The organism is Streptomyces sp. NBC_01217, from assembly GCF_035994185.1.
Lineage (GTDB): Bacteria > Actinomycetota > Actinomycetes > Streptomycetales > Streptomycetaceae > Streptomyces.
Genome location: NZ_CP108538.1, coordinates 8,389,812 through 8,405,673 on the forward strand (window position 1 = coordinate 8,389,812; position 15,862 = coordinate 8,405,673).

13 protein-coding genes and 1 pseudogene are annotated in these 15,862 nt (G+C 69.8%); 8 read left to right on the forward strand and 6 right to left on the reverse strand.

The features are described 5' to 3' along the window. Window positions 1–81 precede the first annotated feature (81 nt). Window positions 82–783 (reverse strand): TetR/AcrR family transcriptional regulator, encoded by a 702-nt coding sequence (locus OG507_RS37435; RefSeq protein WP_327371546.1) that lies wholly within the window; start codon window positions 781–783, stop codon window positions 82–84. Window positions 784–879: 96 nt separating this feature from the next. Here OG507_RS37435 and OG507_RS37440 point away from each other — a divergent pair, with 96 nt between their 5' ends. Next, window positions 880–1,875, forward strand: a complete 996-nt coding sequence (locus tag OG507_RS37440; RefSeq protein ID WP_327371547.1) for an aldo/keto reductase — start codon at window positions 880–882, stop codon at window positions 1,873–1,875. An 85-nt stretch (window positions 1,876–1,960) separates the two neighbouring features. On the opposite strand, the gene OG507_RS37445 is transcribed toward OG507_RS37440, so the two are convergent. Further along, window positions 1,961–2,755: an SDR family NAD(P)-dependent oxidoreductase gene (locus tag OG507_RS37445; RefSeq protein WP_327371548.1), complete on the reverse strand. Its 795-nt coding sequence runs from the start codon at window positions 2,753–2,755 to the stop codon at window positions 1,961–1,963. Between the two features lie 505 nt (window positions 2,756–3,260). Here OG507_RS37445 and OG507_RS37450 point away from each other — a divergent pair. Both OG507_RS37450 and OG507_RS37455 read left to right on the forward strand, forming a co-directional pair. After that, on the forward strand, window positions 3,261–7,151 hold the full coding sequence (locus OG507_RS37450) for a metallophosphoesterase (RefSeq protein WP_327371549.1): 3,891 nt from the start codon (window positions 3,261–3,263) through the stop codon (window positions 7,149–7,151). A 117-nt stretch (window positions 7,152–7,268) separates the two neighbouring features. Continuing rightward, on the forward strand, window positions 7,269–8,450 hold the full coding sequence (locus OG507_RS37455) for a HupE/UreJ family protein (protein WP_327371550.1): 1,182 nt from the start codon (window positions 7,269–7,271) through the stop codon (window positions 8,448–8,450). A gap of 50 nt (window positions 8,451–8,500) precedes the next feature. On the opposite strand, the gene OG507_RS37460 is transcribed toward OG507_RS37455, so the two are convergent. Beyond that, a complete protein-coding gene (locus OG507_RS37460; RefSeq protein ID WP_327371551.1) occupies window positions 8,501–8,872 on the reverse strand; it encodes a winged helix-turn-helix transcriptional regulator in 372 nt (123 codons plus the stop codon). Between the two features lie 123 nt (window positions 8,873–8,995). On the opposite strand from OG507_RS37460, the pseudogene OG507_RS37465 reads away from it, so the two are divergent. From OG507_RS37465 to OG507_RS37480, 4 genes and pseudogenes are all read left to right on the forward strand, one after another. Then, window positions 8,996–9,646: pseudogene (locus tag OG507_RS37465) on the forward strand (FMN-dependent NADH-azoreductase). A 332-nt stretch (window positions 9,647–9,978) separates the two neighbouring features. After that, a complete protein-coding gene (locus OG507_RS37470) occupies window positions 9,979–11,151 on the forward strand; it encodes an XdhC family protein (RefSeq protein WP_327371552.1) in 1,173 nt (390 codons plus the stop codon). Window positions 11,152–11,304: 153 nt separating this feature from the next. Continuing rightward, window positions 11,305–11,472 carry a hypothetical protein gene (locus tag OG507_RS37475; RefSeq protein WP_327371553.1) on the forward strand — a complete coding sequence of 56 codons (168 nt, stop codon included), beginning with the start codon at window positions 11,305–11,307 and terminating at the stop codon, window positions 11,470–11,472. Further along, entirely contained in the window at window positions 11,415–12,143 is a 729-nt protein-coding gene (locus OG507_RS37480) for an SDR family NAD(P)-dependent oxidoreductase (RefSeq protein WP_327371554.1), read from the forward strand. Before OG507_RS37475 ends, OG507_RS37480 begins: the two co-directional genes overlap by 58 nt. A gap of 81 nt (window positions 12,144–12,224) precedes the next feature. Here the strand turns inward: OG507_RS37480 and OG507_RS37485 are convergent, their stop codons facing one another. After that, on the reverse strand, window positions 12,225–13,232 hold the full coding sequence (locus OG507_RS37485; protein WP_327371555.1) for an SDR family NAD(P)-dependent oxidoreductase: 1,008 nt from the start codon (window positions 13,230–13,232) through the stop codon (window positions 12,225–12,227). Window positions 13,233–13,294: 62 nt separating this feature from the next. Between OG507_RS37485 and OG507_RS37490 the strand changes: the two genes are divergently transcribed. Beyond that, entirely contained in the window at window positions 13,295–14,209 is a 915-nt protein-coding gene (locus tag OG507_RS37490; protein WP_327371556.1) for an AraC family transcriptional regulator, read from the forward strand. Window positions 14,210–14,228: 19 nt separating this feature from the next. On the opposite strand, the gene OG507_RS37495 is transcribed toward OG507_RS37490, so the two are convergent. Further along, window positions 14,229–15,077 carry an SMP-30/gluconolactonase/LRE family protein gene (locus OG507_RS37495; protein WP_327371557.1) on the reverse strand — a complete coding sequence of 283 codons (849 nt, stop codon included), beginning with the start codon at window positions 15,075–15,077 and terminating at the stop codon, window positions 14,229–14,231. Next, window positions 15,074–15,850 (reverse strand): IclR family transcriptional regulator, encoded by a 777-nt coding sequence (locus OG507_RS37500; RefSeq protein ID WP_327371558.1) that lies wholly within the window; start codon window positions 15,848–15,850, stop codon window positions 15,074–15,076. The genes OG507_RS37495 and OG507_RS37500 overlap by 4 nt, the downstream gene beginning before the upstream one ends. Window positions 15,851–15,862: the final 12 nt, after the last annotated feature.

Below are 15,862 nucleotides of genomic sequence, written 5' to 3' on the forward strand. Positions count from 1 at the left end.
TCGCGGGCGACAGTGGACTGCCACTCGGTGCACCCGCTCGGACACGGTACGCAGTCGGGGTGCGTGCGGTCCGCGGCGCGGTCACCCGGATGCGAGGCGGGTGAGCCACTCGTGGAGCAGGGTGGCCTCGCCCGTCGTGAGGGAATCGGGCCTGGGGGTCAGTGCGGCGTCCAGGGCGATGGCGCGGGAGGCGAGGGTGTCGTCGCCGCCGTCGGGTGCGGGGTCCGTGGTGAGGGCGGCCAGCACCGTGTCCCGGGTGCGGCCGGACAGGCCCATGTCGCGGTTGTCGGCGGGGGCGGTGATCAGCGCGAGGGCCACGCCGACGCTGGTGGCCTGGATCATCTCGGCTGCGGCGTCCACGGGTATACGCAGACGGCCGGCCCTGGCCGCGTGTTCGAGCATGCCGAGCAGCAAGCCGTACGTCTTCCCGGAGGCCGCGGGGCGCTCGCCCGGGCGTACGGCTCCGTACATCAGGACGTAGAACGCGGGGTGGGTCAGGGCGAATTCGATGTGCAGGTCCCAGCCCCGGCGAAGGTCCTCGACCGGATCTCCGGTGGCTTCCATCGCCTTCTTGTCCGCGAGGTAGCGCTCGAAACCGTAGACGGTGACGGCCTCCAGCAGTCCCTTCTTGTCTCCGAAGAGCCGGTAGAGGGTGGGCGCCTGGACGCCGGCCGCCGCGCTGACGGCACGCGTGGAGACGGCGTCGCCGCCGCCTTCGGCCAGCAGGCCGGCTGCCGCGACGAGGATGCGCTCGCGGGTGTCGGGAGATTTTTCCGCACTCATGGAAACAAACGCTACCCGATGCCTGTTAGCATCGATGACATCAGCGATAACACGTGGACGTTATCGTCGATAATCTCTCTGAAGGAATCACCCACTGTGAACACCCGCATCCTCGGAAGCAACGGTCCCGCTGTCTCCGGCCTCGGCCTGGGCATGATGGGCATGTCCGACCTCTACGGACCGGCCGACGAGGCCGAGTCCATCGCCACCATCCACGCCGCGCTCGACGCGGGCATCACCCTGCTGGACACCGGCGACTTCTACGGAATGGGCCACAACGAGCTGCTGCTCCGCGACGCCCTGCGCGGCCGCAACCGCGACAACGCCGTGATCAGCGTCAAGTTCGGCGCACTGCGCGACCCCCAGGGCGGCTGGGTCGGCTACGACGCCCGCCCGGAGGCGGTGAAGAACTTCCTCGCCTACTCCCTGCGCCGTCTGGGCACCGACCACATCGACATCTACCGCCCGGCCCGCCTCGACCCGAATGTGCCGGTCGAGGAGACCGTCGGCGCCATCGCCGAAATGGTCCAGGCGGGCTTCGTCCGCCACATCGGCCTGTCCGAGGTCGGCGCGGACTCCCTGCGGCGGGCCCAGGCCGTGCACCCCATCGCCGACCTGCAGATCGAGTACTCCCTGATCTCCCGCGGCATCGAGGACGAGATCCTGCCCACCGCCCGCGAGCTGGGCATCGGCGTCACCGCCTACGGCGTGCTCTCCCGCGGTCTGATCTCCGGCCACTGGAGCAAGGCCCGGCAGTTCGCGGGCCCGGACTTCCGCGCCATCAGCCCCCGCTTCCAGGGCGACAACCTCGACCACAACCTCGCCCTGGTCGACGCCCTGCGCAAGGTGGCCGAGTCCAAGGGCGCCAGTGTCGCCCAGGTCGCCATCGCCTGGGTCGCCGCCCAGGGCCAGGACATCGTCCCGCTCGTCGGCGCCCGCCGCCGCGAGCGCCTCACCGAGGCCCTGGGTGCCCAGCGGCTGACCCTCACCGACGACGATTTGTCCGCCATCGAGCAGGCCGTCCCAGCAGGTGCCGCCGCGGGCACCCGTTATGCCGAGGCCCAGATGCACCACCTCGACAGCGAGCGCTGATACTCCTCGGCCCCCACCCCCGCGGCGCCGCCCCTACCCCCGTGGGGCGGCGCCGCACCGGCGACGACCGCATTGCCGTGACCTCTCAGGGGAGGATGGAGTCGATACATCCACCGTCCGCGCGCACGGCCCCGCCGGTCGTGGCGGATGCGAGGTCCGAGCTGAGATAGACCGCCATGTTCGCGATCTCCTCCGGTTCGATCAGCCGCTGCAGGATCGACTGGGGCCGGTGCTTGGCCATGAACTCCCGCTGCGCCTCGTCCCAGGGAAGACCGGGGCCGACGAGTTCGTACACGAAGTCCTCGACGCCGCCGGTGTGGGTCGGTCCGGCGAGGATCGAGTTGACGGTGACTCCGGTACCCGCGGCGTCCTTGGCGAACCCCCGTGTGACAGCGAGCAGCGCGGTCTTCGACATGCCGTAGTGGATCATCTCCACCGGGATGACCACAGCCGATTCGCTCGCGATGTTCAGGACCCGCCCCCAGGAGCGGTCCTTCATGGCCGGGAAGTAGGCGCGGATCATCCTGATGGCGGACAGGACGTTCACGTCGAAGTACCGGCGCCATGCCTCGTCGCTGATCTCCAGGGCAGGGACCGCCCCGAAGATGCCCAGATTGTTGACCAGGACGTCGACGTCCGGGACCGCTTCGGTGACCTGCCGGGCGCCGTCCTCGGCGGTGATGTCGCCGGGCGCGGCGATGAAGGCGTCACGGTCCGTCTGCTGCCGCAGTTTCTCGATGGCATCGTCGACCGACTGCCGACGGCGTCCGTTGACGGCCACGCGGGCCCCGGCCCCGGCCAGCCCCGCCGCAATGGCGAAACCGATGCCTTGCGTGGATCCGGTGACGAGTGCGGTCCTGCCGGTGAGATCGATGAGCACGGTTTCTCCTCAGTCACGTGGTGGGTGCGGACACGTCCCGTCGCCGCTGCCCGCGGTAGCCGCGGTCGAGAGCGGTGGTGACGGCGGTGGCATGACGTCCGCGGCGGGACGGCTCACGGCGCTGATCCTTCCGCGTCCAGGACAGGCAGAGGCCGCACGGCGCGTGCAGGGGATCGGGAAAGACCCCGAAGGGTGAGGGCAGGCCTCCCGCACGGAACGCCCCATCGGTGATCTCCGCTGTCCGCTGTCCGCTGTCCGGCCGACGTGGAGGCCGAGGCCGTGGACAGTGATCCTTCCGCTGCTCGTTCACGGGTGATTCAGCTCCGTTCACCTGCGCTGCTCAGGATTCGGCATGGGCATGCCGTACATCGTCACGGCGTGCCCTTCACCTTGCGGCGATCAGGAAGGACGGCTGCTGATGCGGCCAACAGAGCGGCGAATACGGCCGGGTGGCAGATCGGGCGGACTACGGATCGTGGGGGTGGCTCTCACCGCGCTCCTCCTCGTGAGTGGCAACCTGACGACGGCGTACGCCGATACCGGTTCCAAGCAGCACACACCCGGCAACGGCGAGTCGGCCGACGCCACGAGTCTGCCGACCCTCACCCCCGGCGACGGCGCGTATCTGGAGGGCACGGAGAAGGCCGAGGCCACGCCGACGCTGGCCGGCGACTCCGTGAAGGGGCTCGCGGTCGACGGGAAGGCGGTCGACGCCGAGCGGACGGTCGGGGTGTCCCGGCTCAGCTTCGACGTCGCGTCGAACTCCACCGAGGCCCGCTACCACAACCACGTGCTGGTCAACGGCAAGTACCGGGCCGACATCGGGGACCTCGTCAACGAACGGGGCACGATCGAGATCCCGAACCAGCACCTGGTCAAGGGCGAGAACAAGATCGAGATCCTGGCCGGCACGGTCGACAGCTCGTGCGGCACCAACTACGACGACTTCGTGCTGTCCGACATCAGCCTGGACCTGCTCGGCGAGGTCGCGGACGGCGAGGAGAACGAGTACACGTACTCCTTCGGCGACGGCAGCTGCGGCACCAACACCTCGCTGCTGACCAAGGCGACGCTCAGCTTCTTCGTCCTGGGCGACCCGCAGGGCACCACCGGTCTGAAGGCCGACCTGGACACCACGAAGTTCGCCAACGGCGAGCACGCCCTCACCGCGACGACCACCTCGGGCAAGACCGTCAAGAACACCGTGACGGTGAACAACGCCCCGGCGGGCGCCCCCCGGCTGCTGCCCAAGGACGGCACGCTGGTGAAGGGCCGGCAGCCGGTCTTCACGAACTTCCCGGCGGGCGCCGAGGGCGGTGTCAAGTCGCTGACCGTGGACGGTGAACCGCCCGCCACCGTCCCGCACCTCGGCAACGGCGCGGCGACCTTCTCCTTCGACGTCGGGTCGAACTCGATCGACGACCGGTACGACAACCACCTGCTGGTCAACGGCAAGCGCATCGACCTGGGCGGCACCTGGGTGAGCCAGCGGGTCGACGTGGCGATCCCGGCGCGCCACCTGGTGCCCGGCGACAACACCATCACGGTCGTCACCAGCCCGTACAAGGAGAGCTGCGGCAACAACCGCGACGACTTCGACATCGCACAGCTCGCCCTCGCCCTCGACGGAGCGACCGTCACGGGCCGGGACATCGCGGACGCGTACGCCCTGGGCGACGGCACCTGCGGCAGCAGCGACACCCGACTGCGCGAGGTGGAACTCCACTACACGATCGACGCCCCGGCCGTGCGCGTCTTCGACACCCTCGGATCCGGCAACGCGACCCTCGGCTTCACCGTGGGCAGCAACTCGATCGAGGCCCGCTACCAGAACCACATCCTGGTGAACGGTCAGAAGCACGTACTCGACAGCGACTTCGTCAGTCAGCACGTCGGCCTGACCTTCCCCAACGAGTGGCTGGTCCCCGGCTGGAACACGATCGACTTCGTCACCGGCACCTTCGCCACGTCGTGCGGCGACAACCGCGACGACTTCGCCGTCTCCGAGATCACCCTCACCCCGGCGAACGGCACCGCCACCGGCCGGATGCTCAAGGGTTCGTACGGCTTCGGTGACGGCAACTGCGGCGACAACGTCAACCCGCTGACGGAGATCGACCTCGAGTTCTTCGTCGAGGGCCCGGCCCAGGGCCTGCGCGCGGACCTCGACACCACGAAGATCGACGACGGCAAGCACACCCTGGCCGCGACGTCGCAGACCGGGAAGACCGCGACGCGCGTCCTGCTCACCGACAACTCGGCGCCCCGCGTCGCCGCCAGCACCCCCGCCGCAGGCCAGAAGATCACCGCGTCGGTCGTCCTCGACGTCCGGCTCGACGACCTCTCCGGCGTGGTGAACGGCCCGGACGTGAAGCTCGACGGCAAGCCGGTCCAGCTCGGCGCCCCCGTGGGCCCCGCACTGTCCGCAGGCGAGCACACGCTGTCGGTGTCCGGCACCGACAGCGTCGGCAACAGCGGCACCCGCGAGGTGAAGTTCACCTCCGCCGGCATCCCGGACACCCCCGCCGACCTCACCCCGAAGTCCGGCACGACCGACGCGGGCCGCGACGTCAGGCTGTCGGCGAAGGTGGCCGAACCCGACGGTGGCCCGGTGAGCGCCACCTTCTCCGAGGCCGAGATCCTCACCCCCGACCAGGTGTACGTGGGCACGGCCGCGTCCGTTCCCACGACGCTCAAGGTCAAGGGCGAGAAGAAGGTGAAGGCCGACGGCCTCGCCCCCGCCGACGGCAGGACGCTCGACGCCCCGGCCGCCGAGGACGTCACGTACCAGCGCTTCGACGTCCAGGTGAAGGGTCACGTCGACGCGCCGGTGCTGCGCTGGGAGGGCGTCATCGACCCCGAGCGGCTCGCCGCGCTGCGCGTGTGGAACACCCGGACGAAGCAGTGGGACGTCCTGACCAGTGCCCGCGGCGTCGCCGGGGGCAACACCGTCCTGACCACCGTCGTCGACCGCAAGTACATCGACCGGCAGCGGGTCCACGTCATGGTGACCGGCGAGGACCCGTTCGCCGACGACATCGACGCCGGTGACCCGGACAAGTTCGCCGACCCCGGTTCGTACGACTTCTCGATCGTCCACTACACCGACACGCAGTACCTCTCCGAGGGCGCGGTGGAGCAGGAGACGGCCGAGGAGCGCGCGGTCTGGGAGAAGGCGTACGGCGACGTCTCGCGCTGGGTCGCCGACAACAAGGACAAGCGCAAGATCGCCTACGTCGCCCACACCGGCGACATCATCGAGAACAACATCCGCAAGCCCGCCGACGAGGCCACCCAGCGCCAGATCACCGGTGAGCTGGAGCTGTCCTCGAAACAGCAGAAGATCCTGGACGACGCGGGAGTCCCCAACGGTGTGATCGCGGGCAACCACGACAACCAGTCGGGCACCGAGAACGGTCCGGACGCGATCTACAACAAGTACTACGGGCCCGAGCGCTACCAGGCGCTCTCGAAGGGCTGGAAGCACGCCGAGTACGGCGGGCCGTGGCGCGCGGGCGACAACCAGAACCACTACGACCTGTTCTCCGCGGGCGGCCTCGACTTCGTCGTGGTCGGCCTGTCCTACGGGGTGACGCGCGAGGAAGCCGAATGGGCCGACTCGATCTTCAAGCGCTACCCCGACCGCAACGGCATCCTGCTCTCGCACGACTATCTCGCCCCGAGCGGCAGCCCCGACGGACGCGGTGCCCCGTTCTCCGCGCCGGACGGCTCGATGCTGTACAAGACGGTGGTCCAGGACAACCCGAACGTGTTCCTGATCCTCGCCGGTCATGAACACGGCGTCGGCACCAACGTGAAGCCGCGGGTGGGCGAGGTGTCCCACGACGTCGTCGAGCTGCTCGCGGACTACCAGTTCTACACGGTGTCCGCGGACCGGCTCGGACTCACCGAGATCGGCGGCTACCAGCCGGACGACCAACTGCAGTTCGGTGCGAGCTTCTTCCGGATGCTCCAGTTCGACGTCGACAGGTCCGAACTGACCGTGGACACCTACTCGCCGCTGCTCGACGAGTTCGGTGCCACCGAGTACGACACGGACCACCGCTACGACGGCACCGAGGACAACATGGTCCTCCCGATCGACCTCAGCACCCGCAAGACGACCTTCACGACCGACTCGCTGGCGCTCTACAACCCCGTGAGCGTCATCGGGAGGACCAAGGCCGACTCCGGTGAGGTCGCCTCGGTGACCTGGAAGGGACTGAAGCCCGGCACGACCCACGCGTGGTTCGTCACGGCGCGCTCAACCGGCGGCGGCGTGACCGCCTCCACGCCGAGCGCCTTCGTGACCAAGGACGCCCACGGCCGGCCCGGCACCTGGGGACCGGGTGTGCCCGCCTACCCGTGGTTCACACCGTCCGCGGACCGGCGCTGACCGCCTGACCCGCTGGTACCACCCGTCCGGCACCCACGCCCGCCGTCCCGGACCCCATCGGTCCGGGGCGGCGGGCCCACCGCTGCCCGGCCCCCGACGACGAGAACCGAGACCTCCATGCGTCCCGCCCCCTTGCCCCTGCCGACGCCCCCGCACTCCTCCTGGCCGTCCCGGCTGCCCGCCGCGCTCCTCACCACCGTCGCGGCCCTGGTGGCCGTGCTCGCCGCGGGCTTCGCCCACCCGGCCCCGGCCGCCGCGCACGACGCGACCTCCACCGCGTACGTCGAGGTGGAGGGCGCCGGAGGCCGTGTGGAGGCGACCCTCGACCTCGAATACGACCTGCTCATGAAGTCGGCCTGGCTCTACGCCGAGGCGTACGGCGCGAAGGGCCGCGCGGAACAGCTGCACCAGCTCGACACCAACGCCGACGCGGTGGACGAGTACGTCACCGGACGGTTCGCCGTCACCCGAGACGGGACCTCCTGCACGCCCCGCCGCGTCGGCGACGCGGACGTCCGCACCCGCGGCACCCGGCCGTTCGCCGTCCTCACTCTGGCCTACGACTGCAAGGGCGGCACCGACGGCACGTACACGATCTCCAGCGCCCTGTTCCCCGACGCCGAGAGCTTCGTCCACAGCACGGAGACGATCGTCCACTACGACATCGACGGGCAGCGGGGCTCCCAGGTCCTGACCTCCGCTGAACCGACCGTGGAGACCCGCGGACACCACGAGTCGCACCAGATCGTGGAGTTCTTCCTGCTCGGCACCGAACACCTGCTGTTCGGCCTCGACCACATCCTCTTCCTGCTGTCCCTGCTCATCGGCGCCCGCGGCCTGCGCGACATCGTCCTCACGGCGACCGCCTTCACTGCCGCGCACAGCGTCACGTTCCTGCTGGCGGCCACGGGTGTGGTGAACGTGCCGGGGTCGGTCGTGGAGCCGGTCATCGCGGCCTCCATCGCCGCCGTGGCGCTCGCCAACGTCATCCTGCGCGACCGCGAGGGAACCGGACGCTGGCGACTGCCGACCGTCTTCGTGTTCGGCCTCGTCCACGGCCTGGGCTTCGCGGGCGCGCTCGGCATCGACGAGAGCTGGTCCTGGGAGCTGCTGCTGTCGCTGCTGAGCTTCAACGTCGGCATCGAGGTGGTGCAGTTGAGCATCATCGCCGCGGTGTTCCCGCTACTGGCACTCCTGCGCCGGACTTCCGCACACCGCTGGGCCCTGCCCGCGATGACCGTGCCCATCGTGATCGTCAGCCTGTACTGGTTCTGGGACCGGGTGACGGTCGCGGCCTGACCCGGGCCACTGCGGCATCGGCCGGGAGGAATGCGCCAGCGGTCGGGCCCCTACTTCTGGGCTGAGGGCACGCAGGGCTGCGTGTCCGGCAGGTGCGTCTTCGCCCACTCCCCGAGCTCCTGGAGCGCGGGTTCGAGCGCGGCTCCCGGCTCCGTCAGCCGGTAGGTGACCCGCAGCGGCGGCCCCTCGTCGACCTGGCGCACGACCAGTCCCGCGGCGCCGAGCTCGCTCAGCCGGTCGGACAGCATGCGCTCGCTGATGCCGGGAATCGCCCTGCACAAGTCGGCGAAGTACGCGGGCTGCTCCACCAGTACGGCCACGATCGGTCCGGTCCAGCGCTTTCCCAGCAGCTGGAAGACCCGGGTGATGCCATCGTCCACCCGCTTGCATGCCCCTGTGTCGTGGCTCTGCGTGTCCGTCATGCCCTCAGGGTACTACCCCGCCGTGCGGGGATGAAAAAAAGTAAGCTCATATGTTATCAATAGTCAGCTACAGGAATTTAGCCCCTGGCGATTCGTCTCAGGCACGCTCTGATGGAGAAGCGCATGGCCACCCTGCTGCACATCGACTCGTCGGTCTTCCCGAGCGAGGCGTCCTCGTCCCGCGCCGTCACGGACGCCTTCCGCAAGGCCTGGTAGGAGCAGCACCCCGACGGCACCGTGATCTACCGCGACCTCGCCGCCGACCCCGTCCCGCACATCACCGCCTACGCCCACACCGCAGGTTTCGCCGACCCGGCTGCCCACACCTCCGAGCAGGCCGTCGCCTTCGCCGGGCGCGTCAAGCTGATCGAGGAGGTGGAGCAGGCGGACGCCGTGCTGATCGGCGCCCCGATGTACAACTACACGATCCCCTCGACCCTCAAGGCGTGGCTGGACAACGTCATCCTCTTCGGCCGCACCGCCGGTGAGGCCCCTTCCGCCAAGGGCACCCCGGTCACGGTCGTCGCCAGCCGCGGCGGCTCCTACGCGCCGGGCACGCCGAGGGAGCCCTTCGAGTACGTGCAGAACTACCTGCAGGCCATCCTTGCCGACACCCTCGGCCTCGACCTCGACTTCATAGTCCCGGAACTCACCATGGCCCCGCACAACCCGGCGATGGCCGAGCTGGTCCCGCTCTTCGAAGCCTCCCGCGACCGCGCCTTCGAGGACGCGTCCGCGAAGGCCAAGCAGCTCGCCGAACGCCTGGCCGCCTGACCGGGCAGCGACGAGGAGACCGCCGTCCGGCGCCCTGTTTTCTGGGGCGCCGGAGCAGAGCGGTCGCGGTCTGAAGGGGCAATCCCTATCATCAGGGTCAGGCCGGTCGCCTCCCGAGCTGCCGAAGGTCGACATCACGCTCAATGTGAACGGCGCTTCCCTCTCCGGCCAGGTCGACGCACGCGTCACGGGAGTTGGTGAGGTCGGACTGGTCGGACTGGTGGCGGCCATCGGCAACGCGGTCTTCCACGCCACGGGACGACGCATCCGCTCCCTGCCCACCACGGCCCGGGCGCCGGTCCTCACGCAGTGCAACAGCCCTGAGGAGACACATGCTGGATATCGCCGGAGAACTGCACCGGTGGGTCGAGCAGGGACACGACTTCGCCGTGGCAACGGTTGTTGCGGTCGCCGGGAGCGCACCCCGCGGACCTGGCGCCGCCCTCGCCGTGAACGGCGAGGGAACGGTCATCGGCTCGGTCTCCGGCGGCTGTGTGGAGGGAGCGGTGTACGAGCTGTGCCGACAGGCGCTGAACGACGGCGAACCCGTCCTGGAGCGTTTTGGCTACAGCGATGAAGACGCCTTCGCCGTCGGCCTGACCTGCGGTGGCGTGATCGACATCCTGGTCACGCCGGTTAGTGCCGGTGTGCCGGGACGGGACGTGTTCGCCTCCGCCGTATCCGCTGCCTGCTCCGGTGAGACGTTTGCGCTGGCCCTCGTTGTCGACGGACCTGCCGAGCTGATGAGCAAGGGGCTGGTGGTCAGGCCCGATGGCTCGTTCGAGGGAACGCTGAGCGACCGGCTCGAACCGGCCCGGGCCGCAGCGGCCCAGGCGCGGGCCATGCTCGATGCGGGACGCACCGGGACAGTCGTGGTGGGGGGAGACGGGGCCCACTGCCGTCAGCCGCTCACACTGCTGGTCGAATCCAACGCCCCGCCCCCGCGCCTGATCGTCTTCGGCGCGATCGATTTCGCGGCGGCGCTGGTACGGCTGGGCAAGTTCCTCGGCTACCACGTCACCGTGTGTGACGCACGACCGGTGTTCGCCACCAGGGCCCGTTTCCCGGAAGCGGACGACGTGGTCATCGACTGGCCGCACCGCTACTTGGAGACGGCTCAGGTCGACGGCCGTACGGTGCTGTGTGTGCTCACGCACGATGCCAAGTTCGATGTACCGCTGCTCCAACGCGCACTGAAGCTACCGGTTGCCTATGTGGGGGCCATGGGATCCCGGCGCACGCACGAGGACCGCACGCGACGACTGCGCGAAGCCGGCGTCACCGACCGCGAGCTGAACCGGTTGCACTCGCCGATCGGTCTGGATCTCGGCGCGCGCACACCGGAGGAGACCGCTCTGTCGATCGTTGCCGAGTTCGTCGCCGATCGCCAGGGCGGTACAGGTCGGCCGCTGACGAGTACGCGCACTCCGATTCACCGCGACGCGATGGCTGCCCCCGCGCCGCCCGTACTGCAACAGCCGGTACCGACCACCGGTGCTCGCTGATCGACCCGGTCCGAGGAGCCACACGACCGAAGCAACCGACGCTTGCCGCGCGTGCTGAACGCCGGGGAGAGGGGCCCATGTCACGGCGGTACGTCGATTTCTCGCAGACATCACGCCCCGCCGGGCGTGTGAACCGTTGAACTGGAGGCTGTCATGCAGGTTTGGTTCATCACGGGAGTATCCCGCGGCTTCGGCCTGGAGATCGCCCGCAGGGCGCTGGAGACCGGGAACGCCGTCGTCGCCACCGCCCGCAACCCGAAGCAGTGCACAGGGCGCTGCCCGACGCGGGCGACCGGCTTCTCGCGGTCGCCGTCGACGTGACCGACGAATCCCAGGTGCAGGCAGCCGTTGCGGCCGCGGTGGAGCGTTTCGGCCGCATCGATGTGCTGGTCAATAATGCGGGCCGGGGCCTGCTCGGCGCGGTGGAGGAAGCCTCCGCGGACGAGGTCCACTCGGTGTTCGACACCAACGTCTTCGGACTGCTGTCCGTCAGCCGGGCCGTGCTCCCCGTTCTGCGCGGTCGGCGATCCGGACGTGTGATCAACATCAGCTCGGTCGGCGGGTTCGCCGCCGGCGCCGGATGGGGTATCTACGCCGGCACCAAGTTCGCGGTAGAGGGCATCAGTGAGGCCATGCGGGCCGAACTTCTCCCGCTGGGCATTTTCACAACAGTCGTGGAGCCAGGCGTCTTTCGCACCGACTTCCTCGACAGCAGCTCTCTGCACGACACCGGCCGGACGATCGAGGACTACGCCGAATCAGCGGGACGTACCCGCGACTGGGCCCGGCAGACAAGCCACGCCCAACCCGGCGATCCGGTCAAGGCCGCCGCCGCCATCGTCGAGCTCGCGCAGGCCGAGCAGCCCCCGCTCCGTCTCCAGCTCGGCGCGGACTGCGTCGCCCGTGTCGAGGCCAAGCTCGCTTCGGTGGCCGACGAACTCGCGCAGTGGCGTCAGCTGGCTCTGTCCACCGGTTATGACGCCACCACCTGACCGATCCGCATTCACGCCGACCGCGCGAGAAACCCGGACCATCAGCCGACCGCACGGCGGAACGCACCGCCGGGCCGGACCTCACCGCATGGCGTCGGCAGCGTATTCCCACAGCCGGTCCGCCGACCGAAGGTCCAGAGCGTGGGCGGCCACGCCACCGTCCTCCCCCTCGTTGCCCGCAACGACCCGTGCCTCCTGGTTGTCCTCGAAGTAGCGGCCGGTCACACCGTTCAGCAGCGGTGACGCGGCCAGCAGCACGGATGTCGCGGCCCCCTCCGCGGGGGTCTTGTAGTACGGCAGCGGCGTCAGGTTCCCCTCGCTGTCCATGACACCGAAGGCACGCATGGTGTCGTCGTCGAGATGGCGCTGCAGGTTGGTGAGGATGTACCCGGGGTTGAGCGCGTTCGCCGTGATTCCGTCGGCTGCCCAGCGGCGGGCACCCACCGCGAAGAGGACATCGGCGGACTTGGACTGCCCGTAGGCCACCCAGGGGTCGTAAGGGCGCTGTGCGAAGTGCGGGTCGTCGAAGTCGAAGGGAACGCTGAGATGGGCTCCGGAACTGACGACCACGATGCGGGCCGAGCCGGCGTCCCGGAGCGGTGCGTAGAGGCCGGTGGCGAGGGCGAAGTGCCCGAGGAAGTTGGTGGCGAGCTGCATCTCCCAGCCCTGGGGAGTGAGAGTCCGGGTGGGAAGGGCCATGATCCCGGCGTTGGCGACGAGGATGTCGAGCGGGCCGTGCCACGCCCGCGCGAAGGCGTCGACGGACGCCGGATCGGACAGGTCGAGAGCCGCGGCCCGCACCTGGCCCCCGCCACTGAGGGCGGAGAGCTCGCGGGCGAGCGGCTCGGCGGCCTCCGGACGGCGGGTGGCGACCGTGACATGCGCACCGGCGGCGGCGAGCGCCCGGACGGTCTCGGCGCCGATGCCCGAGCCGCCGCCCGTGACCACGGCGTGGCGTCCGGTGAGATCCACGCCGTCGATGACCTCCGCGGCGGTGGCGTGGTGATCGAAGGGGGTTGCGAGGAGCGGGTTGGTCTGCACGGCGGGCCTTTCCGGAAGAGTGCTGTCCGGATCGACGCTACGGCCCATGGGGTGGACGATCTATAATTTATCGTCCACGGTACTTTAGTCTCCGTCCGAGAGGGTCGATCATGGATCCGCTGGAGGACGTCCTGGCTCTGCTGGAGACGCGAAGTCATCTGTCCACGAGTCTGGTGGCGGGAGGACAGTGGGCCCTGCGATTCAACGCACCGTCCGGAGTGAAGTTCAACGTCGTCCGGCGCGGGGCCTGCCATCTCCAGGTCGAAGGGGCGGACGAGCCGGTCGCCCTGTCACAGGGCGACTGCTATCTCCTCACCCGTCCCCGGCGGTTCACGCTGAGCAGCGGCCCCGAGGCGGAACCGATCGAGGCGGGCCCGGTCTTCGCGAGGGCCGAGAGCGGCGTTGCCAGGACGGGTGACGGTGACGACGTGATGCTCATCGGCGGCAGCTTCTCCTTCGGCGCCCGCGCCCAGGAACTGCTCCTCGACGCGCTGCCCCCGGTCATCCACGTGCCCGCCGGTACCCGCCAGGCGAGGACCGTGGAGTGGGCGCTGACCGCCATCGGTGACGAGTTGCTGCACAGACCCCTGGCCTCCACGCTGGTGGCGGAGCATCTCGCCGTCGTCATGCTCGTCCATGTGCTGCGCCTCCACCTCGCGCGCGAGCCCCGGGCCGTGTCGGGGTGGCTGGCCGGTCTTGCCGATCCCGCGGTGGCCGCGGCCCTGACCGCCATCCACGACGATCCGGCACGTCCGTGGACCGTGGCCGAACTGGCGCGATCCGGCGCGGTGTCCCGGTCCACTCTCGCCGCGCGTTTCAAGGACACGATCGGCCAAGGGCCACTTGAGTACCTCAGGCGATGGCGTATCGAACTCGCGGCTCGTCAGCTGCGACAGAGCACCACAACGGTCGCCGTCATCGCACACACCGTCGGATACGGATCCGAAAGCGCGCTCAGCGTCGCGTTCAAGAGGGCCATGGGGCTGTCACCCCGCGACTACCGCAGGCACTTGGGCTCTGTGTGAAGCCACGCCGGCGCGGCGGTCAGGCAGTCCCGAAGGCGATGCCGGGCAGCCCCTCCCCGGCATCCGGTACCACCAGCAGCGAGCCCGACAGCGGGTGTGGCCGGGACAGGCCGGTGCGGGCGGTGCTGATGTAGAGGTCGCGCAGGCCCGGGCCGCCGAAGGCACAGGCGGTGGGGCGGCGGACCGGGAGGCCGAGGGTGCGGTCGAGGTCTCCGTCCGGGGTGTAGCGGCGCAGTTGGGCACCGTCCCACAGAGCGACCCACACGCAGCCGTCGGCGTCGACGGTCAGGCCGTCCGGGAACCCGGCCCCCTCCTCGATGGTGGCGAAGGGGCTCCGGTCGACGGGAAGTCCGCCGTCCATCCGGCACACGTCGATGCGGCGGGTGGGGGTGTCGATGTAGTAGACGAGGCTCCCGTCCGGGCTCCAGCCGGTGCCGTTGCTGACGGACACGGCGGGGAACAGCTCGGTGGTGGTGCCGTCGGGGGCGATGCGGGAGAGGTTGCCGCCGCCGGTCCGCTCGTCGTAGCGCATGGTGCCGGCCCACAGGGAGCCGTCGGGCGCGACGGCCGCGTCATTGCCGCGGCGGCCGGGTACGGGGTCGCGCACGAGCCAGGAGAACGCGCCGTCCGCGTCGTACAGAGCGACGCCGTCGCGGAGGTTGACCACCAGGCCGCCGGACTCGCGTGGCTTGGCCGCGCCGACGTGCTGCTCGGTGGCCAGCACGGTACGGCGGCCGCTGCCCGGCTCGTACGTGTGGATACGCGATCCCAGGATGTCCACCCAGATCAGCCGCTCGGTCACCGGGTCCCAGGTGGGGCCCTCACCCAGTGCGGCCGACTCCCTGACCGCGACCTCGACCGCCGTCACCGGGTGCCGCCGCGGTGGCCGAGGCTCACGGAGAGCTCGCCCGCGCCCTTGGCGGCCAGCTCGGCGAGTTCGGCCTCGCGCTCCTTCGACCAGCGGATCACGGGGACCGAGATGGACAGGGCGGCGACGACGCGACCCGAGCGGTCGCGCACGGGCGCGGCCACGCAGCTCACGTCCGGATTCGACTCGCGGTGTTCGGTGGCGATGCCACGCACGCGGATCTCGGCAAGGGCGGCGCGCAGTTCGTCGGGATCGGTGATGCTGTTCTCGGTCATCGCGGCCAGATCGCCCTCCTCCTCGAACCGGAGGTCCAACTCGTCGGCCGGGAGCGCGGCGAGGAGCATCTTGCCGACCGACGTGCAGTGCGCCGGGAGCCTGCGTCCCGCCGCCGAGACCATGCGGACCGCATGGGTCGAGTCGACCTTGGCGATGTAGATGACGTCCAGATCCTCGAGGATCGCGACATGGACCGTCTCGTCGCACGTCTCGGCGACCTCATGGGCCACCCGCCGGCCTTCGGCGGCGAGGTCGAGCCGTTCCGCGTACCAGCTGCCCAGCTGGTAGTTGCGCACGCCGAGGCGATAGCGGCCCGGCTGTTCGGGGACCGCCACCAGATAGGAGCGGGCCGTCAGCGTCGTGACCAGCTCGTGCACCGTGGTGCGGGGCAGTTGGAGCTTGCGCGTGATGTCCGGCGCGGAGAGGGTTCCGTCACCCTCCAGAAACAGTTCGAGTATGTCCAGCGCTCTGTTCACCGCCGGGACAAGACGTCCCATGACCATCACCCA